The organism is Mesorhizobium sp. WSM4817, assembly GCF_055811135.1.
Map to the genome: position 1 here is coordinate 430856 of NZ_JBVVQQ010000001.1, position 26250 is coordinate 457105.

General features: G+C 64.3%; 21 protein-coding genes and 1 pseudogene. 12 read left to right on the top strand and 10 right to left on the bottom strand.

The window, feature by feature from the left end:
* The first annotated feature begins 103 nt into the window (after positions 1 to 103).
* From AC0L2K_RS02085 to AC0L2K_RS02115, 7 genes are read left to right on the top strand one after another with little or no spacing between them, the layout of a single operon-like run.
* Positions 104 to 772, top strand: a complete 669-nt coding sequence (locus AC0L2K_RS02085) for a helix-turn-helix domain-containing protein (RefSeq protein WP_473530461.1) — start codon at positions 104 to 106, stop codon at positions 770 to 772.
* A 29-nt stretch (positions 773 to 801) separates the two neighbouring features.
* A complete protein-coding gene (locus tag AC0L2K_RS02090) occupies positions 802 to 1872 on the top strand; it encodes an extracellular solute-binding protein (RefSeq protein ID WP_287176117.1) in 1071 nt (356 codons plus the stop codon).
* Between the two features lie 10 nt (positions 1873 to 1882).
* Positions 1883 to 2773 carry an ABC transporter permease gene (locus tag AC0L2K_RS02095; RefSeq protein WP_128169330.1) on the top strand — a complete coding sequence of 297 codons (891 nt, stop codon included), beginning with the start codon at positions 1883 to 1885 and terminating at the stop codon, positions 2771 to 2773.
* Positions 2773 to 3558, top strand: coding sequence for an ABC transporter permease (locus AC0L2K_RS02100; RefSeq protein WP_027154694.1), 786 nt, complete (start codon positions 2773 to 2775; stop codon positions 3556 to 3558). Before AC0L2K_RS02095 ends, AC0L2K_RS02100 begins: the two co-directional genes overlap by 1 nt.
* A gap of 1 nt (position 3559) precedes the next feature.
* Entirely contained in the window at positions 3560 to 4669 is a 1110-nt protein-coding gene (locus tag AC0L2K_RS02105) for an ABC transporter ATP-binding protein (protein WP_128169331.1), read from the top strand.
* Between the two features lie 26 nt (positions 4670 to 4695).
* Positions 4696 to 6081 (top strand): NAD(P)/FAD-dependent oxidoreductase, encoded by a 1386-nt coding sequence (locus AC0L2K_RS02110; protein ID WP_473530462.1) that lies wholly within the window; start codon positions 4696 to 4698, stop codon positions 6079 to 6081.
* A 25-nt stretch (positions 6082 to 6106) separates the two neighbouring features.
* Entirely contained in the window at positions 6107 to 6460 is a 354-nt protein-coding gene (locus AC0L2K_RS02115) for a cupin domain-containing protein (protein WP_473530463.1), read from the top strand.
* A gap of 48 nt (positions 6461 to 6508) precedes the next feature.
* Here the strand turns inward: AC0L2K_RS02115 and AC0L2K_RS02120 are convergent, their stop codons facing one another.
* The 6 genes from AC0L2K_RS02120 to dnaK form a co-directional block, all read right to left on the bottom strand.
* On the bottom strand, positions 6509 to 6796 hold the full coding sequence (locus AC0L2K_RS02120; RefSeq protein ID WP_128169334.1) for a DUF1330 domain-containing protein: 288 nt from the start codon (positions 6794 to 6796) through the stop codon (positions 6509 to 6511).
* Between the two features lie 17 nt (positions 6797 to 6813).
* Positions 6814 to 7497 carry an orotidine-5'-phosphate decarboxylase gene (gene pyrF, locus AC0L2K_RS02125; protein WP_091592414.1) on the bottom strand — a complete coding sequence of 228 codons (684 nt, stop codon included), beginning with the start codon at positions 7495 to 7497 and terminating at the stop codon, positions 6814 to 6816.
* Positions 7498 to 7517: 20 nt separating this feature from the next.
* Entirely contained in the window at positions 7518 to 8114 is a 597-nt protein-coding gene (locus AC0L2K_RS02130; RefSeq protein ID WP_128245677.1) for an NADPH-dependent FMN reductase, read from the bottom strand.
* 268 nt (positions 8115 to 8382) lie between these two features.
* A complete protein-coding gene (gene pmtA / locus AC0L2K_RS02135) occupies positions 8383 to 8988 on the bottom strand; it encodes a phospholipid N-methyltransferase PmtA (protein ID WP_128174786.1) in 606 nt (201 codons plus the stop codon).
* A 142-nt stretch (positions 8989 to 9130) separates the two neighbouring features.
* Complete coding sequence (gene dnaJ / locus AC0L2K_RS02140) at positions 9131 to 10261, bottom strand: molecular chaperone DnaJ (protein ID WP_128174784.1); 1131 nt, start codon at positions 10259 to 10261, stop codon at positions 9131 to 9133.
* 311 nt (positions 10262 to 10572) lie between these two features.
* Entirely contained in the window at positions 10573 to 12489 is a 1917-nt protein-coding gene (gene dnaK, locus AC0L2K_RS02145) for a molecular chaperone DnaK (protein ID WP_128174782.1), read from the bottom strand.
* A 558-nt stretch (positions 12490 to 13047) separates the two neighbouring features.
* On the opposite strand from dnaK, the gene AC0L2K_RS02150 reads away from it, so the two are divergent.
* From AC0L2K_RS02150 to AC0L2K_RS02165, 4 genes are all read left to right on the top strand, one after another.
* Positions 13048 to 16668 carry a hypothetical protein gene (locus tag AC0L2K_RS02150; RefSeq protein ID WP_473530464.1) on the top strand — a complete coding sequence of 1207 codons (3621 nt, stop codon included), beginning with the start codon at positions 13048 to 13050 and terminating at the stop codon, positions 16666 to 16668.
* A gap of 147 nt (positions 16669 to 16815) precedes the next feature.
* Positions 16816 to 18774, top strand: coding sequence for an EB domain-containing protein (locus tag AC0L2K_RS02155; protein WP_473530465.1), 1959 nt, complete (start codon positions 16816 to 16818; stop codon positions 18772 to 18774).
* Between the two features lie 130 nt (positions 18775 to 18904).
* A complete protein-coding gene (gene rpe / locus AC0L2K_RS02160) occupies positions 18905 to 19582 on the top strand; it encodes a ribulose-phosphate 3-epimerase (RefSeq protein ID WP_473530466.1) in 678 nt (225 codons plus the stop codon).
* Positions 19583 to 19808: 226 nt separating this feature from the next.
* Positions 19809 to 21188 (top strand): malonyl-CoA decarboxylase, encoded by a 1380-nt coding sequence (locus AC0L2K_RS02165; protein WP_473530467.1) that lies wholly within the window; start codon positions 19809 to 19811, stop codon positions 21186 to 21188.
* A gap of 59 nt (positions 21189 to 21247) precedes the next feature.
* Here the strand turns inward: AC0L2K_RS02165 and nagA are convergent.
* The 4 genes and pseudogenes from nagA to AC0L2K_RS02185 all read right to left on the bottom strand — a co-directional run.
* Positions 21248 to 22408 (bottom strand): annotated as a pseudogene (gene nagA / locus AC0L2K_RS02170) (N-acetylglucosamine-6-phosphate deacetylase); the annotation flags it as partial.
* Positions 22405 to 23436 carry an SIS domain-containing protein gene (locus tag AC0L2K_RS02175; RefSeq protein WP_287290142.1) on the bottom strand — a complete coding sequence of 344 codons (1032 nt, stop codon included), beginning with the start codon at positions 23434 to 23436 and terminating at the stop codon, positions 22405 to 22407. The pseudogene nagA and the gene AC0L2K_RS02175, both read right to left, overlap by 4 nt.
* Positions 23433 to 24215, bottom strand: coding sequence for a GntR family transcriptional regulator (locus tag AC0L2K_RS02180; RefSeq protein WP_128174772.1), 783 nt, complete (start codon positions 24213 to 24215; stop codon positions 23433 to 23435). Before AC0L2K_RS02180 ends, AC0L2K_RS02175 begins: the two co-directional genes overlap by 4 nt.
* Complete coding sequence (locus AC0L2K_RS02185; RefSeq protein WP_473530468.1) at positions 24212 to 25093, bottom strand: glucosamine kinase nucleotide-binding domain-containing protein; 882 nt, start codon at positions 25091 to 25093, stop codon at positions 24212 to 24214. The genes AC0L2K_RS02180 and AC0L2K_RS02185 overlap by 4 nt, the downstream gene beginning before the upstream one ends.
* Before the next feature lie 200 nt (positions 25094 to 25293).
* Between AC0L2K_RS02185 and AC0L2K_RS02190 the strand changes: the two genes are divergently transcribed.
* A complete protein-coding gene (locus AC0L2K_RS02190) occupies positions 25294 to 26250 on the top strand; it encodes an N-acetylmuramic acid 6-phosphate etherase (protein ID WP_473530469.1) in 957 nt (318 codons plus the stop codon).

Sequence of the window (26250 nt, forward strand, 5' to 3'; positions counted from 1 at the left end):
GGCCCGCGTACGCAGCCGCGCCGACGGGCCAGGACCGTGCCTCGACAAACGGCTTGCGTTCCGACATTTCACTTAATAGGGTGTTAAGTGAAGGAGGCGCTCGGTGAAAGTCGACCCTGCGACATCCGCGGAGGTAGCCGCGCTGGCGACGACGGAAGCCGGCAAGGCCAAGCATGTCGGCGGCCGGATCAAGGCCATTCGCATGGCCCGACGCATTTCGCTTCGCCAGCTGGCCGACATGGTCGGCACGACGGCGAGCTTCATCAGCCAGCTCGAGCGCAATCTGAGCGGCGCCAGCGCCAGCACTCTGATGCGGATCGCGGCAGCGTTGGATCTCGGCATCAACGAGCTGTTCGAGCAGACCGAAGGTGGGTTCCACAAGGTGCTTACCAGAGCCGACCGCCCCCTGCTGCCGATCAGCCACGGTTGCCGAAAGACGCTGCTGTCGCGGCGGCCGATCCATGAATTCGAGGTTTATTCGGGGGAGTTCGACGTCGGCGGCTCGACCGGCGACGACGCTTACACGCATGGCGGCAAGCACGAGATGTTCGTCGTCCTGAAGGGCACAGTCGAGCTGACGCTGGCAGACGAGCGCTTCGTCATGAACGAGGGCGACAGCATCGAGTACGCCACCTCGACGCCGCATCGTACAGAGAATATCGGCAAGACGCCGGCGCAGGTGCTCTGGATCATAGCCCCTCCGACCAGTGGCGCGGCGGAACTCAATCGATACACGCCCGGACAAGGCTCGCAGCCGGGCGGACCGAAGTAATGCGGGTGCACATAAATGGGAGATAAAACATGAAGACCAAGATCGGACAGGTGGCCGCGCTCGGGCTGCTGATGATCACCACAGCAGCGCTTGCGCAGAGCAAGCCGGTGGCGGGCGAGGTGGCAGAGGGCTCGCTGAAGGGCAAGACGCTTACCTTCGTCTCGTATGGAGGCATTTATCAGGATGGTCAGATCGCCGCGCTGAAAGAGTTCGTCGACAAATCAGGCGTGACGCTGCTCAGCGACGGGCCAACCGAGATCTCGAAATTGCAGGCGCAGGTCGAGTCCGGCAATGTCACCTGGGACGTTGTCGATACCGGCGATTTCCCACCCTATGTCTATTGCGGCAAGCTGTTCCAGAAGCTGGACTTCTCAAAGATCGATACGTCCAACATTCCGGAGGGCCAGACCAGCGAATGCAGCGTGCCGGCCATGAACTATGGCGTGGTGCTGATGTACAACACCGAAAAGTACAAGGATAACCCGCCCAAGAGCTGGAAGGATTTCTTCGACATCGAGAAATTCCCGGGCTCGCGCGCCCTGGAGGGCAGCGGCGATCTGTCCGGCGGCATGATCGAGCAGGCACTGCTCGCCGCCGGCGGGTCGGTCGAAAACATGACGGTGGCCGATATCGACAAGGCTATCGAGAAGGTGAAATCGCTTGGCCCGGACACGATCTTCTGGAAGACCGGCGCCGATTCCCAGCAGCTCGCCGAATCCGGCGAAGCCGACATGATCGCGATGTGGACCGGACGTGCCATGACCGCGGTGAAGAACGGCGCGAAGTACACGCCGGCGTGGCAGGACTGGCTGGTGGTGATGGATCAGATGACCATTCCGATGGGCGTCAAGGACCCCGACGCGGCGCATGCGCTGATCAACGCCTATCTTGGCAAGAGCGCGCAGGAGACGCTTGCAAAAACCACCTCGTATACCCCGATCCACAAGGACGCGAAGCCCGAAGTGGACGAGATCACCGCGGCGTTCATGACCAACACGCCGGACAAGCTGAAGCTTGGCTATCAGCAGAACATCAAGTTCTGGGTGGAGAACTTCGAGGTGGCGAACGAAAAGTGGAATGGGTTGATGGCCGGCAATTAGGTCCGCCGCCGTGGCAACGAGAGCAATCGACAGCCGGGACACTGTTCCGGCTGTCGCGGCAGACGACCGGCGGCGCTGGTTTCGTGGACAGGCTTTCTGGCTCGTCGCGCCGGCGCTGCTGCTGCTCGTCATCTGCCTGGGCCTGCCGCTCGCCATCGTCACCTTGCGCAGCTTTTCCGAGCCGCAATGGGGATGGCAGAACTATGCCTGGTTCTTCGGCACACCGGTCAATCTGACCGTGCTTCAGCGGACCTTCGCGATCTCCGCCTGGGTGACGCTGGTATGTCTCATTGCCGGCTATCCCTATGCCTATGTGATGACCGCGGTCGGACCCAGGATGCGGCTCATCCTCATCCTGTGCGTGCTGGTGCCGTTCTGGGTGAGCGGCGTCGTGCGCACTCTGGCATGGGTCATCCTGCTGCAGGATTCCGGCGTGATCAACTCCGTCATCAGGGCAGTCGGCCTCAGCCCGGTCAAGCTGATCCGCACGCAGACAGGCGTGGTGATCGGCATGGCGCAGGTGCTGTTGCCGTTCATGATCCTGCCGCTCTATTCGGTGATGAAGACGATCGACCTGCGGCTCATGCAGGCGGCACGGAGCCTCGGCGCGAGCCCGGCGCGCGCCTTTGCCCAAGTCTATCTGCCGCTCTCGCTTCCGGGCGTCTACGCGGGCGCCATCATTGTCTTCATTCTTGCACTCGGGTTCTACATCACCCCGGCGCTGCTCGGTGGTCCGCGGTCGACCATGCTCTCGACCCTGATCCAGAACCAGGTGCTCAGCCTGCTCAACTGGGGCCGCGGCGGTGCGATGGGTGTGGTGCTGTTGATCGCCACCTTCGTCCTGCTCGCGCTCGCAGCACCGCTGTCGCGTCAACCGCACAAGATGGGCTCGAGACGCTGATGAAACAGCCCGGTCGAATCCTGCTCGGTCTGTACTGCCTGCTGGTCGCGGTCTGGCTGGTCGCACCGACAATCGTCGTCGTGCCAATGTCGTTCAACGACAAGAAGTCGCTGGCCTTTCCGCCATCCGGCTTTTCCTGGCAGTGGTACCAGAACTTTTTCACCAACCCCGAATGGTCGGCGAGCCTGGTCGGCTCGCTCAAGGTCGCCGTCGTCACGGCGCTGTTCGCCACCGTCATCGGCACGCTGGCGGCATTCGGCCTCGATCGCATGAAAAGTCGCGTCAGCGGCGTGCTGCGCGCGCTGCTGATCACGCCAATGGTCGTGCCGGGGGTGGTGCTCGCCGTCGGAATCTACGCGGTCTATCTCGATACGCGGTTGGTCGGCACCATGACCGGCTTCGTGCTGGCCCACACGATGCTCGCCGTTCCTTTCGTCATCATCGCCGTCTCCGCCAGCCTGGAAGTCTTCGACAAACGGCTGGAGACTGCTGCGGCCAGCCTCGGCGCGACCCGGCTGACGGCGTTCAGGACGGTGACCTTGCCGCTGATCGCGCCGGGCATCCTGTCGGGGCTGCTGTTTGCGTTCGTGACCTCATTCGACGAGATCATCGTCGCGCTGTTCATCACCAGCCCGTATCTGAAGACACTGCCGGTCCAGATATTCTCGAGCATTACCCGGGACGCCGACCCCACCGTTGCGGCAGTGGGCACGCTGCTCTTCATCGTGACGTCGCTAGTGATCGGGGCGGGGCTGCTGATCGGTTCGAGACAGGGAAAACGTTGACATGGCCTCACCATCGACCCGCGGCGCAGCCATAGATCTCAAATCCGTCAGCAAGCACTATGGCAGCTTCATCGCCCTCGACAAGGTCTCGCTGCGCATCGAGCCGGGGGAGTTCATGACGCTGCTCGGACCCAGCGGTTCGGGCAAGACGACCACGCTCAACGTCATCGCCGGCTTCACCGAAGTCAGCTCGGGTTCGCTTGATGTCGGCGGCAAAAGCGTCATCGGCGTACCGGCGCACAAACGCAATATCGGCGTCGTCTTCCAGCACTACGCGCTGTTCCCGCATATGACGGTGAGCAGGAACGTCGCATATCCGCTGACCCTGCGCAGCATCGCCAATCCCGATCGCGCGGCCCGGGTGCGCAAGGCGCTGGACATGGTGAGGATGGCCGATTTCGGCCACCGCTTCCCCAGCGAGCTCTCCGGCGGACAGCAGCAGCGCGTCGCGCTGGCACGTGCCATCGTATTCGACCCGCCGCTGCTCTTGATGGACGAGCCGCTCGGCGCACTCGACAAGAAGCTGCGTGAATGGCTGCAGCTCGAGATCAAACGGATCCACAGGGAATTGGGCACCACCTTCGTCTACGTCACGCACGATCAGGAGGAGGCCCTGGTCCTCTCGGACCGCATCGCCGTGTTCAACCAGGGACGCATCGAGCAGATCGGCACCGGTCGCCAACTCTACGACGAGCCCGAGACGTTGTTCGTCGGAAAGTTCGTCGGCGACTCGACGATACTGCGTGGTGCAGCCTCCACCTCCGGCAACGAGACCGCCATCGACGTAGCCGGACGGAAAGTGGCCGCCGCCAAACGCCTTGCCGACGGCGCCAAGCCGGTGATGCTGCTGCGGCCGGAGAAGCTGAGCCTCGCCAGGCGGGGAAAGGGCGGACAAGATCGAAACACCCTGCCCGGGCGCATCGGCGAGGCCATCTATCTCGGATCTGGCTCCAAATACGAGGTCGTGCTGGCCGACACCTCGAAGGCGATCGTGCGCTCGACGCTGGAGGCCGAAACCTTCGCCATCGGCGACGAGGTCGACCTCGTATTCGCGGGCAACGACGTGAAGCTGCTGGCCGACGACGAGAATGCCGATTTCACGCTGACCTAAAATCCTGTCTGGGAAAAATCGCGACAATGGACGTGAAGAAGAACGGCGACGTTTCATTCTGGTATGCCGACATCGGCGGCGTGCCCGGCTATCGGCCGCCGCTGCAGGGCGATATCGTGGCCGACGTCTGTATCGTCGGGGCCGGCTACACCGGCCTTTGGACCGCCTATTATCTGAAGCAGGCAGCCCCGCATCTCAATATTGTCGTCATCGAGAAGGAGTTCGCCGGCTTCGGTGCTTCGGGGCGCAATGGCGGCTGGCTGTCCGGCGGCTTCTCATGGTCGCGCGAAAAATATGAGGAGGCAACCTCGCGCGCTGGAGTCATCGCCATGCAGGCGGCAATGACGGGCACAGTGAACGAGGTCATATCGGTTGCGGAAGCTGAAGGCATCGACGCCGACATTCGTCGCACCGACGAACTGCTGGTCGCAACCAACGAGGCGCAGGAGCAGCGCGCCAAGGCGATGTATGCCCATGCCAGATCCTGGGCGCTGATCGACGAGCGCGTCGGGTATATCGATGCAGCCGAGATGCGTCGGCGCATAGCGGTACACAACGCCCGCGGCGCCTTCGTCATCAAGAAGGTTGCGCGGATTCAGCCCGCAAAGCTGGTGCAGGGGCTCGCCAGGGCAGTGGAGCGGCTCGGCATCCCGATCTACGAACAGACGACCGTGCTGTCGATCGAGAGCGGCAAGGTCGCAACCAACCGGGGCGTGGTGCGGGCCGAAAAGATCGTGCGGGCGACCGAGGGTTTTACCGCGGGAATCGCCGGCCACGAAAGACTGTGGTTGGCGCTCAACAGCGCCATCGTGGTCACCGAGCCGCTTTCCGACAAGCTGTGGAGCGAAATCGGCTGGGATGGCTACGAGGTGCTCGGCGACGCCGCGCACACTTACTGCTACGCCCAGCGCACCCGGGAAGGACGCATTGCCATGGGCGGGCGCGGGGTGCCCTATCGGTTCGGCTCGAAGACCGACGTTCGAGGCGTCACCCAGCAGGCGACGATCGACAAGCTGCATAAAATCCTGACGACGCTTCTGCCGCAGACCAAGGGGCTCAAGCTCGACCATGCGTGGTGTGGAACGCTGGGCGTGCCGCGCGACTGGTGCACGACGGTGGGCTTTGACAGGCAGACCGGAATAGGCTGGGCCGGCGGTTATGTCGGCCTCGGCGTTTCCACCTCGAACCTCTCGGGGCGCACTCTGCGCGATCTGCTGCTGGGCAACGACACCGAGTTGACGCGGCTTCCCTGGGTCAATCGAACCGTGCGCAAGTGGGAGCCAGAGCCGCTGCGCTGGCTTGGCGTCCATTCGATGTATCAGCTCTATCGAATTGCCGACGAGCGGGAAGCAAAGGGGCTGCCGCGCACGTCGCGGCTGGCCGCCCTGGCCGATCGCATCACCGGGCACTGAACCGCATCACTTCAGGAATTTAGCAATGATCGACTTCAAGACCTTCGCCCACCTGGCGCATATCGACCTCGGTGAGCCCCAGCCGAAGCCCACCTCGCTGGAAGGCGATCAGATGGAAGCAGCCAACACGCTTTGGACTTCCGGGGATGGCAAGATCGAAGTCGGTGTCTGGGAATGTTCGCAAGGCCAGTTCACCGCGCGCCGTGACACGAATTCCGAGATTTGCCACATCGTGTCCGGCCGCGTGACGCTGCACGGTCCTGGTGGCGCAGCCAAAGATGTCGGACCCGGCGAATTGCTCGTCCTGCCGCTTGGCTGGGAGGGCGAATGGACCATCCATGAGAAAACGCGCAAGCTTTACATCCTGCATTCGATCTGAACGCCGCGGGCACGTTCGCGACGGTACGGCAGTGGCCGCTGAACTAAACTAGACCCCTTCGACCAGCACGATCTCGCCGTCGGCCACCTTCTGCCGGATCGTGACGGCGCGCTGGTATTCGGGCGAGCGATAGCAATCGTGCGCCGCAGCCAATGACGGAAACTCGATGATCACGTTGCGGTCGCGGCCCGGCCCTTCTGCTTTTTCATGCGCACCGCCTCGTGCCAGGAAAACCGCGCCGAAGCGATCGAAAGCCGGTTTGGCGGCAGTGACATAGTCCTTGTAGCCTTCCGCATCGCGCACATCGACGCGGGCGATCCAGTATCCCTTCGGCATGCTTGTTCTCCGAATTGTTAGGCCGAGCGCATTTCGTCAAGAATTGCTTCCGCGACCGCTCGCCTGTCGGCGGCGCTGACGATCGGCCGGCCGACGACGAGATGGCTGGAGCCGTTGCGGATCGCCTGCGCCGGCGTGACGACGCGTTTCTGGTCGCCATGGTCGCTGCCCTTGGGCCGTATCCCCGGCGTGACGACGGCCATGTTGGGGCCGACGATCCGGCGCACCGCTTCCGCTTCCTCGGCCGAGCAGACGATGCCGCCCATGCCGGCATGCAGCGCCTGCTCGGAGCGCCTCAGCACCAGCGTATGCGGGTCATGCTCATAGCCGGCGTCGATCACGTCCTGCTCGTCCATCGAGGTCAGCACGGTGACGCCAAGCAGGCAGAGATCGCTGCCCCTGGCGGCCGCGACCGCTGCCTTCATCGTCTTCGGATAGGCGTGCAGCGTCAGCATGGTCATGCCCATCCTAGCAATGGCCTCGACGCCCTTGGCCACCGTGTTGTCGATGTCAAGCAGCTTCATGTCGAGGAAGATCCTGGTGCCGCCGCTGGCGAGCTCGCGGGCGAAGTCGAGGCCGCCGGCGAAGGCGAGCTGATAGCCGATCTTGTAGAAGGAGACGACTCCGTCGAGCTCGCGCACCACCGTCTCGGCGTCCTTCAGCGTCGGCACGTCGAGGCCGACGATCAGCCTGTCTTGCATGGTGCTGGCGCGCTCCTGGATCACGCCTCGATCCGCGTCGACAGCAGGCGCGAGGTTTCGATCAGCGTGCGGCATAGGTGCTCCATCGATCCGTGCAGTCGCTCGTCCCTGAAATTCCCGTCCTCGTCGAAGGCGTTGCCGCCCTCCGGGACAGAGCACTCCGGCGTCACCACCTCCATCTGGCAGCGCACCAGCACGGCGCGCAGATGGTTGATGCAGCGTACCCCGGCGAAATGTCCTTTGGAAGACGAACAAAGGCCGGCGGGCTTGCCGGTGAACGGCCTGAACGACCGCCCGTCATCCGTGCGCACCCGGCTCACCCAATCGATGGTATTCTTGAGCAGCGGCGGGATCGAGCCGTTATATTCGGGCGTCGCGATCAGCAGCCCGTCATGGGCCGCGATTTGCCGGGCAAGCTTGATGGCGTTCTCGGGAATGCCTTTCTCCTTTTCCAGGTCCTCGTCGAGGATCGGCAGCGGATAGTCGGCAAGCGAGATGCGGGTCACCTCGGCGCCATGCAGGGCGAGTTCCTTCTGCGCCACATCGGCGGTCCTGCCGCTGTAGGCGCCAGAGCGAATCGAACCGGCGAAGACGAGAATTTTCGCGATCACTGCCATCGGGCCCCCTTGTTCCCGGACAGGTACAGCCAGGGATCTGTCAAATCAACGCCAACTTCGTCATCCCTGGGCGGAGCAGGAGCGAAGCTCCGTCGCGGAGACCCTGGGATCCATTCCGCGACCTTGGCCGCGGAGCAGAATCCCGTACCGCTGCGGTGCTCAGATGTCCCGGCATGGATTCTCGGGTCTGGGCTGCGTCGCTACGCTCCCGTGGATGACGAAGTGACGCGCGTTTCCACTAATCGCCGAACGGCTTTGCGCGGAGAAGCTAATGCGCCCCGCGCCGGTAGATCCACAGCTGCGTTGGCGGGATGTTGCGGATGACGAAATGGAAATGCTCGACCGTGTAGTCGCCGCGGCCGGGCGGGATCGGCGACAGCGGGCCGTAGGTCAGCTGCACGACCGGGCGGCCCGTCGGGATGCGGTCGAGAAGGCTTTCGACGTAGGCGACGCGCTGTTCGACCGGGAAATTGAGCAATGGCACGCCGGAGATGACCGAATCGAAGGTCAGGCCGCTCTTGTCGCCGAGCGTCGCATCGAGATTGAAGGCATCGCCCTCGATGACGTTGACGCCGGGATAGAGCTGGCGCAGATGGCGCACGAAATCGGGGGAGTATTCGACTGCGTAGAGATTTTCAGGCTTTACGCCGTGGGCGAGGATGGCTCGGGTGATGACACCGGTGCCGGGCCCGACTTCGAGCACCGGCAGGCCCGACATCGAGTTGACGACGGAGGCCATCTTGCGGGCCGTGATGGAACTGGTCGGCACGATCGAACCGACCGCCTTCGGCTTGTCGATCCAGCCCTTGAAGAACTTCAGCTCGTCGTCGAACTTCTCTGCCAGCGTCTTTCGCAGTCCGGGACCATGTGCCATGCAAGTTCTCCTGAACGGTCCCCCGAGTGGCTACTTAGCAGCTACGGGCTTCAAGGCAAGGCGGTCGCCGGTATAAGGTGTTGATGACGCTAGGGGAGCTTCCGCTCGGCTGTATCCTACACCCGATCGGCGAGAGGCGCCATCAGCGCTCGCCGAAGGTCTCGAAAAAGTCCTTCATGCGGGCGAAAAAGCCGCTCGACTGCGGCGAATTATCCTTCGAGGAAAGCTGCTCGAACTCCTCCAGCAACTCGCGCTGGCGGCGGGACAGGTTCTGCGGCGTCTCGACCGCGGTCTGGATGTAGAGATCGCCGACATTGTGCTGGCGCAGCACAGGCATGCCCTTGCCCTTGAGGCGGAACTGGCGGCCGTTCTGGGTGCCTTCCGGCACTTTGACCTTCGTCTGGGTGCCGTCCAGCGTCGTCACCTCGAAGGAACCGCCAAGGGCAGCCGTCGTCATTGAGATCGGCACCTTGCAGTAGAGATCGGCGCCGTCGCGCTGGAAGAATTCGTGCGGCTTGACCGCCAGGAAAATATAAAGATCGCCCGACGGGCCGCCGCGCAGGCCGGCCTCGCCCTCATTGGCAAGGCGGATGCGGGTGCCGTCCTCAATGCCGGCCGGGATGTTGACCGACAGCGAGCGCTCCTCGGTGACGCGGCCCTGGCCGGCGCATTTCGCGCACGGCTCCTTGATGGTCTGGCCACGTCCCTGGCATTGCGGGCAGGTGCGCTCGATCGAGAAGAAGCCCTGCGTGGCGCGCACCTTGCCGTGGCCGTTGCACATCGAGCAGGTGACGGGCTGGGTGCCGGGCTTGGCGCCGCTGCCGGAGCATTCCATGCAGGAGATCGAGGCCGGCACGTGGATCTGCGCCGTCTTGCCGGCAAACGCCTCCTCCAGCGTGATTTCCATATTGTAGCGCAGGTCTGCGCCGCGTTCGCGTCCGCCTGACGAACGGCGCTGGCGCCCGCCCATCATGTCGCCGAAAATATCCTCGAAAATGTCCGCGAAACCGCCGGCGCCGAAGCCGTGTGCGCCGCCGTTCATGCCGCCCTGTTCGAAGGCGGCGTGGCCGAAACGGTCGTAGGCCGCCCGCTTCTGCGGATCCTTCAACGTCTCGTAGGCTTCGTTGATTTCCTTGAACTTGTGCTCGCAGGCATGATCGCCGGGATTGCGATCGGGGTGGAACTGCATGGCCAGCTTGCGAAAAGCGCTCTTGAGCTCCTTCTCGTCGGCCCCCTTTTGCACGCCCAGCGTTTCGTAGAAATCAGCTTTCATCTTTTCCCGCAGTCCGGATATTCAACGTCTTGAAGCACTTTGCGTCGTTCGCCGGCACGCTGTTCCGATTTAGGTGCGATCGAGCCGGGATGCCAGTGTTGACACGGGCTTGCCCGCGTTTTTTCGATCAGGCGCGCACTTTTTCGGCCAGAGTTGCAAAAAAGCCCGGCTTTACGCCGGGCTTTACTACAGCGCCGCGCGTCCTGTTGGACACGCAAAGGACGCTATAGCACTTTGATTTTTGCGCATGATCCTTTCCGGAAATCGATTCCGATTTCGGGGTCATGCGCCTAAACCTGCCGGCAGGCCGCTCAGGCCGACTTCTTCTTATCGTCGTCCTCGTTGATTTCCTCGAAGTCGGCATCGACCACGTCGCTGTCCTTAGCGGCGTCCGCCTTGGCGTCAGCTTCCGCGGCCTCCTTCTGCGAAGCCTCGTACATGGCCTGGCCGAGCTTCATCGAGGTTTCGGCGAGCGCCTGCGTCTTGGCTTCGATCTCGGCCACGTCGTCGCCTTCGGCAGCGGTCTTCAGCGCCGCGATCGCATCGGCGATCGCCGTGCGGTCGGCCTCGGAAACCTTCTCGCCATATTCCTTCAGCGACTTCTCCGAGGAATGCACCAGCGCCTCGGCCTGGTTGCGGGCCTCGACCAACGCACGCCGCTTTTTGTCGGCCTCGGCGTTGGCTTCGGCATCCTTCACCATCTTCTCGATGTCGGCGTCCGAAAGGCCGCCAGACGCCTGGATGCGGATCTGGTGCTCCTTGCCGGTGCCCTTGTCCTTGGCCGAGACGTTGACGATGCCGTTGGCGTCGATGTCGAAAGTGACCTCGATCTGCGGCACGCCACGCGGCGCCGGCGGAATGCCGACCAGGTCGAACTGGCCGAGCGCCTTGTTGTCGGCGGCCATTTCACGCTCGCCCTGGAAGACGCGGATGGTCACGGCCGATTGTGAATCCTCGGCAGTCGAGAACACCTGGCTCTTCTTGGTCGGGATCGTCGTGTTGCGCTCGATCAGCCGCGTGAACACACCACCCAGCGTCTCGATGCCGAGCGACAGCGGCGTCACGTCAAGCAACAGCACGTCCTTGACGTCGCCCTGCAGCACGCCGGCCTGGATGGCGGCGCCCAATGCGACGACCTCATCCGGATTGACGCCCTTGTGCGGCTCCTTGCCGAAGAACTGCTTCACGATCTCCTGGATCTTGGGCATGCGGGTCATGCCGCCGACCAGGACGACCTCGTCGATTTCGCCGGCCTTCAGGCCGGCATCCTTGAGCGCCGCCTTGCAGGGTTCGATGGTGCGCTGGACGAGATCCTCGACCAGGCTCTCGAACTTCGCCCGCGTCAGCTTCAGCGTCAGGTGCTTGGGGCCGGTGGCATCGGCGGTGATGAAGGGCAGGTTGATCTCGGTCTGCGTCGTCGACGACAGCTCGATCTTGGCCTTTTCGGCCGCTTCCTTGAGGCGCTGAAGCGCGAGCTTGTCGCTGCGCAGGTCGATGCCCTGTTCCTTCTTGAACTCGGCCGCCAGATATTCGACCAGACGCATGTCGAAATCCTCGCCGCCGAGGAAGGTGTCGCCATTGGTCGACTTCACCTCGAACACGCCGTCGCCGATTTCGAGCACCGAAATGTCGAACGTGCCGCCGCCAAGGTCATAGACAGCAATGGTCTTGCCTTCCTTCTTGTCGAGGCCGTAGGCAAGTGCGGCCGCGGTCGGCTCGTTGATGATGCGCAGCACTTCCAGGCCGGCGATCTTGCCGGCATCCTTGGTGGCCTGGCGCTGGGCGTCGTTGAAATAGGCCGGAACGGTGATCACCGCCTTCTCGACCTTCTCGCCGAGATAGGCTTCCGCCGTTTCCTTCATCTTCTGCAGGATCATTGCCGAGATTTGGCTGGGCGACTGCTTCTTGCCGCCGGCCTCGACCCAGGCGTCGCCATTGTCGCCCTTGACGATCTGGTAGGGGACAAGCTTCTTGTCCTTCTCCGTAACCGGATCGTCATAGCGGCGGCCGATCAGGCGCTTGACCGCGAAGATGGTGTTTTCAGGATTGGTGACCGCCTGGCGCTTGGCCGGCTGGCCGACGAGGCGCTCGCCGTCGCTGTTGATGGCGACGATGGATGGGGTCGTGCGCGCGCCTTCCGCATTCTCGATGACCTTCGATTCCTTGCCGTCCATGATGGCGACGCAGGAGTTGGTGGTGCCCAGATCGATACCGATTACTTTTGCCATTTTTCTAATCTCTCCGCTAAGCAGGCTCTCAGGACCCGTACAGGCGTTCCGACGAAAGCCCCTGTTCACAAGAAATTCCGCTTCGGCAACCGGCATTCCGGCGCCGAACGGCTTGGCGCGTATATAAGAACAGGCTGCGCGGCGCGCAAGCATTCTGCGCAAGGCATCCAACACATCCTTTTCTCGGCCCGGCCAGGGTTCTCCGGCCCATGAACCTTTCCGCGTCGGTTCGCGACTGACACCCAGATGCGCCGCGTGGTGCGGCCCTGGAAAGGAAAGGCCATGGCTGGAAATCCAGGCTCGGCGCGACCACCGCTTTCGGGATGGGGGCGCTATGCCAGGCGTTTCGCTTGTTGCGTTGACCATGCGTAAGAGCAGGCATATCGTGATCACGAGGAAAGCAGACAATTCGATCAGGGAAAAACGTGCCGGAACGTCGCGCCTTGCCCTGATTTGCGCGGAAACGTCGGATGTTTCTCCCGTCGCCCGCGGGGGGAATTCATGTCTTGCGACCACGGCGCGTTCGTGCGCTCTCGTGCTGGCCGTTTGCGCCGTGCGATGCAACCGGCCGGCGGCTTTCCGGCGTTGGCGCTCGTCACCATCCTGTGGCTTGGCGGTGCCGTCCAGGCGCAGGAAACGCAGATCATCTATCCAGGCTCGATGGCGGTGACCGGATTTTCCGGTACCGTCATTCGTGATCCTGAGGAGGGCCTGCCGCCCAGCGTCGACCCGGTCGACGAAACCTTTATCGACACGACGCGCGCAACCTTGCGCGTCTTTGACGTTTCAAGGCTGGGCGGGCGGGCCTCCGGCCAACTCGTCTTCACGCCGCCGCCCTTCGAAGTGACGGCCGGGCAGATCGGCCAGGTGTTCGGCATCACCTATGACGACGGCGTGCACGACGGTGCACCCTCGGGCATTGCGAACCTCTATGCCGGCGCCACCTCGCTGCATGGCGTCCGCATCGTCACATCGGACGAAGATGCGGACGGTCGTCCCGAGCGGCAGCGTCGTGGTGCTGCCGGCGCCACCTTCATGGACGGCCAGTTCGGCACCGAGAACGGTGGCGGACCGGGCACGATCTGGAAGATCGACGGCATCACCGGCCAGGTCAGCAAATTCGCCGACCTCGCCACCAACAGCGGCCCTGGCATCGGCGACGTCACCTTCGACACTATCAGCCGCCAGTTCTTCGCCAGCGACCTCGACACCGGTCTCATCCACCGCATCGACGCCAACGGCGTACTGCTCGACAGGTTCGACCACGGCGTTGCCGGGCGCCCGGCGCACGGGCTGGCCCCGCTTGCCGACGATGGCCTGGTGATGGACATCGAGGGCGCTGCCTTCGACAGCGAGGACCCCGACAGCTGGGGTTATACGCAGGATGAGCGTCGCGTCTGGTCGGTCGCCTATCACGGCGGCCGCCTCTATTATTCCGTCGGTGAAAAGGCCGAGCTCTGGTCGGTGGGCGTTGCCCGCGACGGCAGCTTTGCTGGCGACCCGCGCTGGGAACTGACGGTCAAGCCCGGCAAGGACCAAGGGGTCACCGATATCGCCTTCGACATCAGCGGCTTCATGTACCTGGCCCAGCGCGGCCCGGTGGAAAACCGCTACGACTACAGCCGGTTCGCCGATACCGGCACGGGTGAGGTCTTCCGCTACGGGCGCGAAAACCCGGACGATCCGGCGACGGAATCAATCTGGGTGGAAATGCCGCAGGACTATGCGGTCGGCTTCCCGCAAGACAACCGGCAGTCGGCTGGCGGCCTCGACCTGCAATATGGCTATGACGCCGACGGCAATCTCGACGCGAGCATCTGCACCGAGACGCTGGTCAAGACCGCAGACAAGTTGCGCGACAACCCCGCGCTTGCCGAACGGCTTGCCGGCGGCGGGCCGCTCGCCGTGCACGGTGTGCAGATCACGCCGACGGCGCTGGTCAAGCCAGCCAACGTGCCGCCTTTCGGCGCGTGGTTCGTCGACTTTGACGGCTATTTCGAAGACCCCGACGTAGAAGGCCCTGAGGCAGAAGGGCATGTCGGCGACGTCGAAGTCTGGCATCCCTGCGAAGGCCGTGCCGGCTACAATGAGCAGATACCGGGCGGCGGTTACCTGCCGCCTTTCTATCCGCCTGATTTTCCGCGGCCCGGCGGCATGCCTCCTTGCCTCGACAACGACCGCGACTGCGCCTCGATCCCGATCTGCCGGCGTGGCGACCGGGGCCGCGACTGCCGGCCGCCGGTGGAAAAGAAGGTCGATTTGATCCTGAAGAAGCGTGCCCGCACCCCGGTCTGCACGGCAGATGGTGTCTGCACCTTCGTGATCGATATCATCAACAACGGCAACGTCCGCTACGACGGGCCGCTGACGGTTACCGACACCTATCCGGGTGGCATGCCGGCATCGTCGAGCTTCGGCCCGATCCCGCCATGGACATGCGGACCGAACGGCCCCGGCCAGTTCCGTTGCGACAATGCCGGCATCGTGCTCTCGCCGGGCGCCTCGACGCCGATCTTCGTCAAGGCGGTGATGCCGGCCGGTTACCGGCCAAACACGGTCGAGAACTGCGCCGAGGTGAAAGCCATCCCCGGCGAGAACAACCTCACCAACAACAGGGCCTGCGCCAGGCAACGCATCCGTCATCCCGACAGCGGCAAGCCGGCCATGCGCATCACCAAGATCTGCAGGGGAGCGCTGGCCGGTGCTGCGGTCGTCACCTGCCGCATCACCGTCATCAGCACCGGCACCAGTGCCCCCACCGGTCCGCTGCGGGTCAACGATGCCGCGACGCTGGTGCCCGGCGGCAGGCCCGTTCAGATCCAGACCGTCACTCCCGACGGCGCGGAATGGACGTGCGGACCGGTTCCGGCCAATGCGTTGTCGTGCCAGATTCCCGGCGCCGTCATGACGCCCGGAACCAGCCGTCACTTCGACGTGGCGCTTGCAGCGAATGGCGTATTCGAGAACTGCGCACGCGGCTCCTACGGCCCGGCGCCAGGAGACGACGTGGTCCATCCGATCGGCAGGGCCTGCGCCAAGGGTGGCGGCGCCTCGACCATCCGTGTCGAGAAAACCGGCGATGCCGAGTGCCGGGTCGGCCAGCCCTGCTCGTTCGAGATCACCATCGCGAATGATGGGAAAAACGCCTTCTCCGGTCCGGTTCGCATTGGTGATGCGATCGGTGTCGAAGGCCTTGGCCGGCTGGAAGGCGTTGCGATCACCTCGATCGACCCGCCCTTCGGCTGTGCACCGGAACCGGCGACCTTGCCTGCATCCTGCATCGCCAACCTGACGCTCGGCGCCGGGGAAAGCCACGTTCACCAAGTGACTGTGATAATTCCCGACGACGGCCGCCTGGCCAATCTGCAGGGCACCGTCAGCGGCCAGAACTGTGTCGGCGTGCTGTCGCCCGATACGCCGGTGCGAGGTGCCGGCAAAATGCTCTCCCGCGAGTCGGCCAATGTGCAGGGCGATCGCGGCAAGGCCTATGCCTGCCATCCCTTCACCATCAAGAAACAGGTGAAGAAGGCGTGCTCGCAGGGCCTCGTCATGAACGACGCCGGTCGCTGCGTCTGCCCGCAAGGCACCACTTTCCGCAACGGCCAGTGCTCGTCGGCTGGCGGCACGGTCATCATACCGAAGCCGAAGGAGCGCTGCGTGCTGCTCAAGGGCCAGATCCGTACCTCCGAGGGGCGTTGTGTCTGCCAGCGCGGAACCGAGCTGGATAACCGCAGGTGCGTGTCGACCGACGAGCCGCCGGCACGCCTGTGCAAGCTGCTGCCTGGCCAGATCCGCACCAAGAGCGGCGATTGCGTCTGTCCGAGACGGACGGAACTGAGGGGCAGGGCCTGCATGCCGATCGTCACGAAGCCGACCGTTGAACAGTGCACCATCCGCGGCCAAGTTCACAACAAACGGCGCGCCTGTGTCTGCCCGCGCGGGACCGAGGTGATCAGAGGCGCATGCCGCCGGGCGCAGCTGGAGTGCGCGCCTGGCTCACGGCTGATCAACGGCCGGTGCCAGCCGATCATCCAGCGGCGCTGCCCGGTCGGGACAGTCGGACAGTATCCGGCCTGCACTCCGATCCGCAGGGCGCCGACGCTGCAGATTAATCCGAACCTGCTGCTGAACCCGAGCATCCTGCAGCAGCCGAGGCGCAGGCCGCGGGCTCTCCAGTAGGGTCCCGGGCTCAGCCCAGCACCAAGACCTCGCCCAAGCAATCCGGCGGGGTTTTTTCGTCCGTCGGACGTGTTTCAGCCGCTGCGTGAACCTTATCGCCGCAGTCGGCGACAAACTCCCCGAAGCAACATTTCAGGGAGAGAGAAAATGTCTTCAGCCAAACATGCTTTCCGCAACACGGCAGCGGCCGCTGCCCTGATCGCAGCTGCGCTCGCCACCACGCCGGCCTTCGCCAAGCAGGCGAACATCAAGTCAATGTCGTTCAACACCGAAAGCGCCAACACGACAATCCATGTCGGCTCGAGCGACAAGCAAAAATGGGACACGCTGAAAAGCGGCAACGTCCAGTTCTGGGGCCACATGAAGCTCAACACACGGTGGCCAGGCTATGTGCAGGACGTCGGCGTGGCGCTCGGCGTTTGTGGACCGGGCCAGTGCGGCGCGTTTCCTCCGATCTGGAGCGCCTCGCCTGTCGGCCGCGACTACGATCACCAACAAAATTTCTCCTTCGACCCCTCAATCATGCCGCTGTCCTCAGATAGCGGTATCGCCGTCGTGCCTTACGGCAACCAGATCATCGCCAGGTGCAACCAGCACCTCCAGCCCGATGGGCCGACAAAATCCTACTCGTTCACGCACAGTTTTCATGCGAGCTTCTCGGCACTCACCGACACGGCGCTCGACATGGACAATGCGGTCAGCGAGGCCCAGGGCGGCAGCTGGCCCCATCCGCTGTACGACTCGCACTATGCCGAGCATGGCTCGTTCGACGTCCAAATCGTCTGCGACCCCGTCATCAAGCCGCCGGTTCAGGACGTCGCCAATGATTTCGGCGAATTCGACGTCGAAAACGTCAAGCTGTTCCTGACCACCTACCAGTCGAACCAGGCCGGCTCGACGCCCGGTACGGTCTGCCCGTCGTTGAAGGTCACGAGCCGGGCGCAGGCCAACCAGGCCGGGCCGGTGTCGATGCGCATCTGGCGCCAGAAGAACGACGGGCCGATCACCTCCGAGGTGCAGCAGGCGTGGGCGTCATACGACGCGACCAAGAATGGCTATTTCGCCACCTATGAGAAATGGGAGGACGTCGGCGCCACCGCCTATTTCCAGTACAAGACCGAGATCATCGGCAACGGCCCGTTCGAACCTTTCGACGGCTGGAAGGACATCACCGTCCATTGCACCGGCGCGGGTGGGGGCGGCTTCACCGACGCACCTCAGGATAACCCCGAAAACCCGCCGGCGCATTCGGACTGGCAAGGCGAGGTCACCGTCTCGGACAGCGCTGGCTTCAAAAAACTCTGCCCGCGCAAAGGCCAGGTGGCGTTCGAGGTCGAGCGCGATGCGCCGGGTGCGTTGCACTACCGCATCAGTTGCTCGAACGGCGCATTCTTCACCGGCACGACAGCCGCCTTTAACAATGGCGGTGTGTTCAAGGCGAGTGCCGCACACGAACTCAGCATCGTCAGAACCCGCTCGATCCAGTGCACCCTGCAGGAGATCAAGCAAAACGGTTCGATCGCCACCGTCGACAACAGCACGGAGGATTTTACCTGCATCAAGCGCAATTTTGATCCGAATGCCGATGGTCTGGCGGTCGATACGCGACCCAATCCCGGCAAACCGCAAGTTCCGCCGGTCGTCATCGATGCCGGCCGCACATGCCTGCCGAGCCAAAGGCTGATCCGTGGCAAATGCGTCGACAGGCCGGTCGTGGCTGCCTGCCGCAGCACCGAAAAGCGTGTCGACGGCAAATGCGTTGGGGTCAGCATCCACTGCCTGCCCGGTCACCATCAGGTCGGCCTGAAATGCGTGCGCAATGCAGTGATCGCCGACAGGTGCAAGCGCGACGAACAGCGCATCGATGGGAGATGCGTGCACAAGCCCTCCATCATTGTCGATTGCAAGCGCGGCTATCATCTGGTCGGCAATGCATGCGTCAAGAAGCCGGTGATCGTCACCGCCTGCCGGGCAACCGAAAAACTGCTGCGTGGACACTGCGTGCCCAAGCACCCTGTGAAGAAGCTCAACCTGCAGAAAGTGAAGCAAGCCAGCGGCAAGGTGTTGCCGCCACGACCGGCCAGGCCGCGGCATCCCGTGAACTGAAATCGCGACGCTTGAACAGGGAGAGAGGTGGCCGATGCTGCCTCTCTCCTTCGCGCTGGCACCGGATTCCTGTCGACAAGCAGCGCTGAGACGATTACGGCGAAGGCGGGCTCGAGAACGGGAAGCGAACATGGCTCAAAAGACCCTGATCGCGCCATCGGTGCTGGCGTCGGATTTTTCGAAGCTCGGCGACGAGGTCGAGGCGGTGGTGGCGGCCGGCGCCGACTGGATCCATCTCGACGTCATGGACGGGCATTTCGTGCCCAACATCACCTTCGGCCCGCCGGTGATCAAGGCGATCCGCAACCGCACCAAAACCTTTTTCGACTGCCATCTGATGATCGCGCCGGCCGATCCCTACCTGCAGGCGTTCGCCGAAGCCGGCTGCGACGGCATGACGGTGCATCCCGAGGCCGGGCCGCATCTCGACCGTTCGCTGCAGACGATCAGGAATTTGGGCAAGAAGGCCGGCGTGTCGCTAAACCCGGCGACGCCGGAAACGGCGATCGAATACTTGCTCGATCGGCTCGATCTGATCCTGATCATGACCGTCAATCCGGGTTTTGGCGGCCAGTCCTTCATCCCGGAGGTCGTCGACAAGGTGAAGCGGGTGAAGGCGCTGATCGGCAATCGGCCGATCCGGATCGAGATCGACGGCGGCGTCTCACCCGAAACCGCGCCACTGGTCACCGCCGCCGGCGCCAGCGTGCTGGTCGCCGGTGCGGCTATCTTCAAGGGCGGCAGCGTCGAAGCCTATCGTGCGAACATCGAGGCGATCAGGACAGCGGCCGACCAGGTGGCCGGCTGACGCTGCCGGCGCGACGTCATCGGCACGCGCTGTTCTCCCCAGCCGGTCAGGAATTCGTTGGCCGACGCCGGTGCGCCTGCGCTCGTGACATGCGATCCCCAGCCAAAATGGCCTTGTCCATTTTTGGCGATTTTATTGGCATATCCAAAACTACCATCCATATTCTCTGTCTCACCCTGATGCCTCTCCGGACCCTCCCGCAGGCTCCCCTTCGACGGTCGGATCGATGAATCGCAGCCCCTTCTTCGCTGACCTGCTGAACACCATCGCCGACCGCGGCCGGATGATGCTGAACCTCGTGCGCGGTGACGAGCCGGTTTCGGCCGACAGCCTGGCACGTTTGTGCGTCCGTCTGCTTTCCAGCCAGGGGGAGGCATCGGGCGTCGCCTATGCAAGAGAAATACTCGATCGCTGGCGAACTCTCGGCGCCGATGGCAGGCTGGCTTTCCTGCATGTACTGCGCGATCGTTTCGGCACCGATCACACCAGGCTTGCCGCCGCGGTGGATGCCTATCGCGCCGCGCCGGACGATCGTTCGGCACTTGCCCTGCACGACGCCGCCGAGCCGGCCAGGCAGGAGCTTTTGCGCCGCCTGAACCTGGCGCCCGGCGGCATCGAGACGCTGGTGCGCATGCGCGAGGATCTGCTTGCCCGGCTGCCCACATTGCCCGATCTCGCCATCGTCGATGCCGACTTCACGCACCTGCTGTCGTCATGGTTCAACCGCGGCTTCCTGGTGCTGCGGCGGATCGACTGGTCGACGCCGGCCAACATCCTGGAGAAAATCATCCGCTACGAGGCGGTGCATGCCATCCACACCTGGGACGATCTGCGCCGCCGGATCGAGCCCGCCGACCGGCTCTGCTATGCGTTCTTTCATCCGCAGCTCGGCGACGAGCCGCTGATCTTCGTCGAAGTCGCGCTCACCCGGGCGATGCCGACGACGATCGCCGAGCTGCTCGCCGACGAGCGGCCGCTGGTGCCGCCGCGGCAGGCTACGACGGCGGTGTTCTATTCCATCTCCAACTGCCAGGAGGGCCTGCGCGGCATCTCCTTCGGCAATTTTCTGATCAAGCAGGTGGTCGAGGACCTGCGCCGCGACCTTCCCGGCCTGACCGATTTCGTCACCTTGTCGCCAGTGCCGGGCTTTGCCCGCTGGCTGGCCGAGCAGGCCGAAAACATCCCCTCCGCCACTGAGGCGCTGGATCTCGTCGCCGACGAGGGCTGGCATGCAGATGCTGCCGTGCGCGACCGCGCAGGCCAAGCCCTGCTTCCGCTTGCGGCACAGTATTTCCTCGAAGCTCGCACCGCCTCCGGCAAGGTGATCGACCCGGTCGCCCGCTTCCATCTAGGCAATGGCGCGCGGCTGGAGCGCATCGACCTTTTCGGCGATCTGTCGCCCCGCGCCTTGCGTCAGGCGCATGGCCTGATGGTCAATTATCGCTACAAGCTCGACGACATCGAGAAGAACCACGAGCTGTTCGCCGCCAGGAACGATGTGGCGGCCGCGCCCGCCGTGCGCCGCCTGCTGCCAAAACCGACGAGACCGTCTGCACCGCGGCTTCCGGCGCCAGCCCAGGTGATTGTGGACAAGAGGGACAGTTGAGCAACCAGCCGCTTCAGGCTGCGGGCCAAACGGCTGATATCTTGGGCACCCTTTGCGACACCGACCTCGAAAACCCTCTTGCCTTCTATCCAGACGCCCTTGACGTCCAATTCGTCCGACAGCGCAACGATATCGGCGGCGGTGCCGTTGGCGAAGCGCCCGAGCCGGTGTGATTGGCCGATCGCCTGCGCCGGATAGAGCGAAGCCATGCGCAGCGCCTCCGACAGGTCCAGTCCGACGACACGGTGGACGAAGCGGACAGCGGAGATCATGTCGAGGTCGGCGCCCGCCAGCGTCCCGTCGGCAAGCCGCAGGCTGCCGTCCCTGCGGTAGACGGCGCGGCCGTTCAGTGTGAACGAGGTCATGTCGGTGCCGATCGTCGCCATCGCGTCGGTGACCAGGAAAATTTTTGCCGGGCCCTGCTTGGCGCGCAAAGCGATGGCCATGGCGGCGGGATCGACATGGATGCCGTCGGCGATGATCCCGGCAAACAATGTGCCTGTATCGATGGCAGCACCCGCCAACCCCGGCTCGCGGTTGCCGATCTGGCTCATGGCGTTGAACAGATGGGTGACCATTGTTGCGCCGGCATCGGCGAACGCGCGCGCCTTGGCATAGAAGGTGTCGGAATGGCCGAGGCTGACGACGAGGCCGGCCTCGACCAGCGCCGAAACGCGTTCCGGGTCGACGGATTCCGGCGCTACAGTCGTCAGCAGCACCGGCAGGGTTTTCCGCGCCGCAACCAGCACCGCTTGGTCGGCATCCAGCATCGGCCGGATCAGCGCCGGGTCATGCGCGCCCTTGCGGGCGATCGACAGATGCGGGCCTTCGAGATGCAGGCCCAAAAAGCCCGGCACCTTCTGCTGCGCGGCCTCGACCCCGGCGGCAACCGCCGCTGCGGTGATGGCGGGCGTGTCGGTGATCAGCGTCGGCAGCAGCGCCGTCGTGCCGAACGGCGCATGTGCCCGGCAGATGGTCTCGATCGAGGCGACATCGGGGTGGTCGTTGAGCATGACGCCGCCGCCGCCATTGACCTGCAGGTCGACGAAGCCCGGTGCAAGCATGCCGCCGCCGGTTTCGATACGCTCGACGCCGGACGGAACGGCTCCGGCGGCGACGATGGCCTCGACGAGACCGTCTCGCACGACAAGGGCAGCGTCGTCGTGCCAGTCGTCGCCGTCAAAAATCCGGGCGCCAGTCAGGGCAAAACGGTCGCTCATATGGTTTCCGTCACCTTGCGAAGATTGGGTGGCGTGTCCGGATCGAGACCGCGATGGCGGGCAAAGGCCTCGACGAAGCCATAGAAGGACACGATCAGCGCCAGCGGGTCGGTCAGCGGATGGCCGGTGGCGACATGCGGCAGGTGCTGAGCGCTTGTCGCCTTGTCCGAAGTCACGAAGACGGCCGCGCCCTTGCCCGCCAGGCTGTCGGCGGCCTCTGCGACCGACGGCTCGGAAGCATCGCGGGCGGCGAGCGCCAGCACCGGAAAATCAGGCCCGACCAGCGCCAGCGGGCCATGCATGACTTCGGCAGCGCTATAGGCCTCGGCGTGCATGGCGCAGGTTTCCTTGAATTTCAGCGCCGCCTCATTGGCGATCGCCGCGGACGGACCACGACCGAGGATGAACAGGGACTTCTGCGTCTCAAGGGCGCTGGCCAGCGCCATCCAGTCGCAGGCGATCGCCTTGCGGAAATGTTCTGGCAAACGGGCGAGCGCCGCCAGCAACTTGTCGTCCCCGGTGCTATGCGCCATCAAGGCGAGGCCGGCGACGGCTGAATTGACGAAGGTCTTCGTCGCCGCGACGCTGCGCTCCGGGCCGGCCAGGATGTCGATGGCGTAGTCGCAGGCCCGCGCCAGCGGCGAATCGGCGGTGTTGGTGATGGCGACGGTCAGCGAACCGCCGGCTCTCGCGGCTTGCGCCATGGCGACGATGTCCGGGCTCTTGCCCGACTGCGAGATCGCCAGGCAGGCCGAGCCGGCCAGCTTGAGCCTGGCGCCATAGATCGAAGCGATCGACGGGCCGACCGACGCGACGGCAAGGCCGGCGGTCAGTTCCACCGCATACTTCATGAACGTGGCGGCATGATCGGAGGAGCCGCGCGCTACGGTGACGACGAAGTTTGGATCGCGCTCGCGAATGCCGCGCCCGGCCTCGGTCAGCACCGCTGCCGAGCCGTCGAGCAGGCGCGCGGTCGCCTCCGGGATCTCCTCGATCTCGCGCCGCATATGGGTAATTGTCGCGCTCATGGCCGGCCCTCTTCGCCCGGCCCGCTCAGCCGGAGCTCGGCGACGAAATCATAGGCGTCGCCCCTGTAGATCGAGCGGGTGAATTCGATCACCTTGCCGCTCGCCAGATAGGAAATACGCTCGATGTGCAGGCCGGCAATGCCAGGCGGCACTTCGAGCAGGCGCGCGTCGTCGTCGCCGAGATTGGCGGCGGAGATGCGCTGCACCGCCCGCACCGGCCGATGGCCGGTCGTTTCAAGTGCCGCGTAGAGCGACGAACCGATCGCCGCCGGGTCGGGCAGCACGCTGGCAGACAGTGCCGCGCGCTCGATCGCCAGCGGCGTTTCGTTGGCGATGCGCAGGCGCGCCACCCGCGCCACCAGTTCGTTCGATGACAGGCCGAGCACCATCATCTCGTCCGGCGAGGGCGCATAGAGGCCGCGGTCGAGCCAGGCCGAACGCACCGCCATGCCGCGCCGCGCCATATCCTCGGTGAAGGACGTCAGCCGCGACAGCGACTGCTCGACGCGCTCCATCCGCGGCGCGACAAAGGTGCCGGAGCCGTGACGCTGGACAAGGATGCCGTCCTTGACCAGATCCTGCACCGCCTTGCGCACGGTGACCCGCGAAATGTCGGCCTTGCTGGCGATGTCGCGCTCGGACGGCAGCGCGTCGCCCGGCCCGATCAGGCCGCGATTGACCGCGTCCTCGATGCTCTTCCTGAGCTGCAGATAGAGCGGCGCGCCGCTTTGCGCCGACTGTTTCAGCGTGGCGAAGATCTGGTCGGCGGCCTCGCTCATCGCGCCGCCTCCGTCGCACTCGAGAAAACGCGCACCGCCATCTGCACGGCGCCGCCCAGCGCGTCGTCGAGCGGCGGCTTCAGCAGCGCCCGGTAGCGCGCCGACAGGCGTGGTGCATAGAGCGGCGCCAGCCCGCCAAGCAGGCAGAGCGGATCGTCGTCGCCGAGATCGAGCACGCCAAGTGCTGCCTCGACGTCGGCGATTGCCTTGTCGAGGATCCAGTTGGCGACGGCGTCGCCCTTTTCGGCATGCTCGAAGACCTTTGGCGCAAAGCCGCCGAAATCGCCGGGTTTTGCGTTGGTGGTGAACTCGACCAAATCCTCGGGATTGTCGCGGAAGACGGCGAGCATGGCCTGCGTCAGCGGCGATCCCTGGCGGATGCCGTCATGGGCGAGCAGCGTCTGCTCGAGCAGGTCGCGGCCGATGCGGGCGCCGCTGCCCTGGTCGCCGACCTGGAATCCCCAGCCGCCGATGGCGCGTGACTTGCCGTTTTTGCGCGCCATATAGGCGGTGCCGGTGCCGAGGATGGCCATGGCGCCGTCACCGGAGCCGACCGCGCCTTCCAGGGCGATCTCGGCGTCGGTCTCGACACGGTTTTGGCTGAACGGCAGGATCGCTTCGAGCTGCTGCCTGTAGGTGCCGACATTGGCGCCGGCGAGGCCGAGGACGGCCGGCGTCTGCGGGATCAGTTCGGGATCCTGCCCGGCGGCGACAAAGGCCTGCCTTGCCGCCTCGACAATGTTGGCCCTGGCGCCGGTGAGATCGGTGCGGATGTTGGCGGCACCGCTCTTGGCGCGGCCGACGACAGTGCCGTCCGCCGTTGCAAGAGCCGCCCTGCAGCTGGTGCCGCCGCCATCGATGCCAAGCACAAATTTCACACGATTTCTCCTCCGGGCGGATAATACCAATAAAATACCAATAGCCAAGGATTAATTTTCGTTTCAAAAAGATTAAGGTGTATTTTATTGAAAAACCTATGTATTTTGACGAAAGGCCAGTTCCGAGGCAGGGAAATCGCTAATGCGTATGGACAAGTGGTATTTTTTTGGTATTGTTTTGGGGATTGGAGGGAAAGCAAATGGCCGAAACGCGCACCGAAGCGCTTCACCAGAATGCCGAGGGGCTGGACATCCAGGCTCCGGACGCCATCCTTTCCTCGTTGGCCAACGTGCAGATCGAGGCCGCCAAGGCGGTGCGCGGCGCCGTTCCGGCCATCGCCAAAGCCGCCGAGATCATCGCCAGCCGGCTGAACAGCGGCGGCAAGCTCGCTTACGCGGCAGCCGGCAGCTCGGGCCTGATGGCGCTGGCCGATGCGCTGGAGCTGCCGGGCACCTTCGGCATTCAGCGCGACCGCATCGCCATCCTGATCGCCGGTGGCGACGATGCCTTCAAGACACTGGCCGGCGGGCCGGAGGACGACACCGAAGAAGCGTCGGCGGCGGTTGCCGCTGCCGGCATCGGCGAGGGCGACTGCCTGATCGCGGTCTCGGCCAGCGGCTCGACGCCCTATGCGGTCAGGGCGATCGAGGACGCCGGGCGCCGCGGTGCGGCGACCATCGCCATCGCCAACAACAAGGATGCGCCGCTGCTTCGGCTGGCCGACATCGCCATCCTGCTCGAAACGCCGCCGGAGCTGATCGCCGGCTCGACGCGCATGGGTGCCGGCACCGCCCAGAAGATCGCGCTCAACATGCTGTCGACGCTGGCCGCCATCCACCTTGGCCATGTCCATGACGGCTACATGGTCAATCTCATGGCCGACAACATCAAGCTGCGCGACCGCGCCGCCCGCATCGTCGCCGCGATCAGCGGACGCGACAGGGACGATGCGGCGCGCCTGCTCGAGAACAGCGGCGGCAACGTCAAGACCGCCATTCTGCTCGCCGCCGGCGCCGCCAGCGCCGACGCGGCGCAGAAGATACTCGAAGGCACCGGCCAGAAGCTGCGTCCGGCGCTTTCAGCGATCGAGGGGAGCATGGGGCGGAAAGCCCCTGTTCTCAAAACCGAACCTGAAAAAGGTCAACAGGGAGACTGA

Bases quoted from the DNA above. Each gene is read 5' to 3' on its own strand.
- pmtA (WP_128174786.1), bottom strand. From the start codon at position 8,988: ATGGCACATGGTCCCGGACTGCGAAAGACGCTGGCAGAGAAGTTCGAC.
- AC0L2K_RS02120 (WP_128169334.1), bottom strand. From the start codon at position 6,796: ATGCCGAAGGGATACTGGATCGCCCGCGTCGATGTGCGCGATGCGGAA.
- AC0L2K_RS02190 (WP_473530469.1), top strand. From the start codon at position 25,294: ATGGCCGAAACGCGCACCGAAGCGCTTCACCAGAATGCCGAGGGGCTG.
- AC0L2K_RS02105 (WP_128169331.1), top strand. From the start codon at position 3,560: ATGGCCTCACCATCGACCCGCGGCGCAGCCATAGATCTCAAATCCGTC.
- AC0L2K_RS02090 (WP_287176117.1), top strand. From the start codon at position 802: ATGAAGACCAAGATCGGACAGGTGGCCGCGCTCGGGCTGCTGATGATC.
- AC0L2K_RS02110 (WP_473530462.1), top strand. From the start codon at position 4,696: ATGGACGTGAAGAAGAACGGCGACGTTTCATTCTGGTATGCCGACATC.
- dnaK (WP_128174782.1), bottom strand. From the start codon at position 12,489: ATGGCAAAAGTAATCGGTATCGATCTGGGCACCACCAACTCCTGCGTC.
- AC0L2K_RS02180 (WP_128174772.1), bottom strand. From the start codon at position 24,215: ATGAGCGAGGCCGCCGACCAGATCTTCGCCACGCTGAAACAGTCGGCG.
- AC0L2K_RS02100 (WP_027154694.1), top strand. From the start codon at position 2,773: ATGAAACAGCCCGGTCGAATCCTGCTCGGTCTGTACTGCCTGCTGGTC.
- AC0L2K_RS02155 (WP_473530465.1), top strand. From the start codon at position 16,816: ATGTCTTCAGCCAAACATGCTTTCCGCAACACGGCAGCGGCCGCTGCC.
- AC0L2K_RS02165 (WP_473530467.1), top strand. From the start codon at position 19,809: ATGAATCGCAGCCCCTTCTTCGCTGACCTGCTGAACACCATCGCCGAC.
- AC0L2K_RS02175 (WP_287290142.1), bottom strand. From the start codon at position 23,436: ATGAGCGCGACAATTACCCATATGCGGCGCGAGATCGAGGAGATCCCG.
- AC0L2K_RS02115 (WP_473530463.1), top strand. From the start codon at position 6,107: ATGATCGACTTCAAGACCTTCGCCCACCTGGCGCATATCGACCTCGGT.
- AC0L2K_RS02130 (WP_128245677.1), bottom strand. From the start codon at position 8,114: ATGGCAGTGATCGCGAAAATTCTCGTCTTCGCCGGTTCGATTCGCTCT.
- pyrF (WP_091592414.1), bottom strand. From the start codon at position 7,497: ATGCAAGACAGGCTGATCGTCGGCCTCGACGTGCCGACGCTGAAGGAC.
- AC0L2K_RS02150 (WP_473530464.1), top strand. From the start codon at position 13,048: ATGCAACCGGCCGGCGGCTTTCCGGCGTTGGCGCTCGTCACCATCCTG.
- rpe (WP_473530466.1), top strand. From the start codon at position 18,905: ATGGCTCAAAAGACCCTGATCGCGCCATCGGTGCTGGCGTCGGATTTT.
- dnaJ (WP_128174784.1), bottom strand. From the start codon at position 10,261: ATGAAAGCTGATTTCTACGAAACGCTGGGCGTGCAAAAGGGGGCCGAC.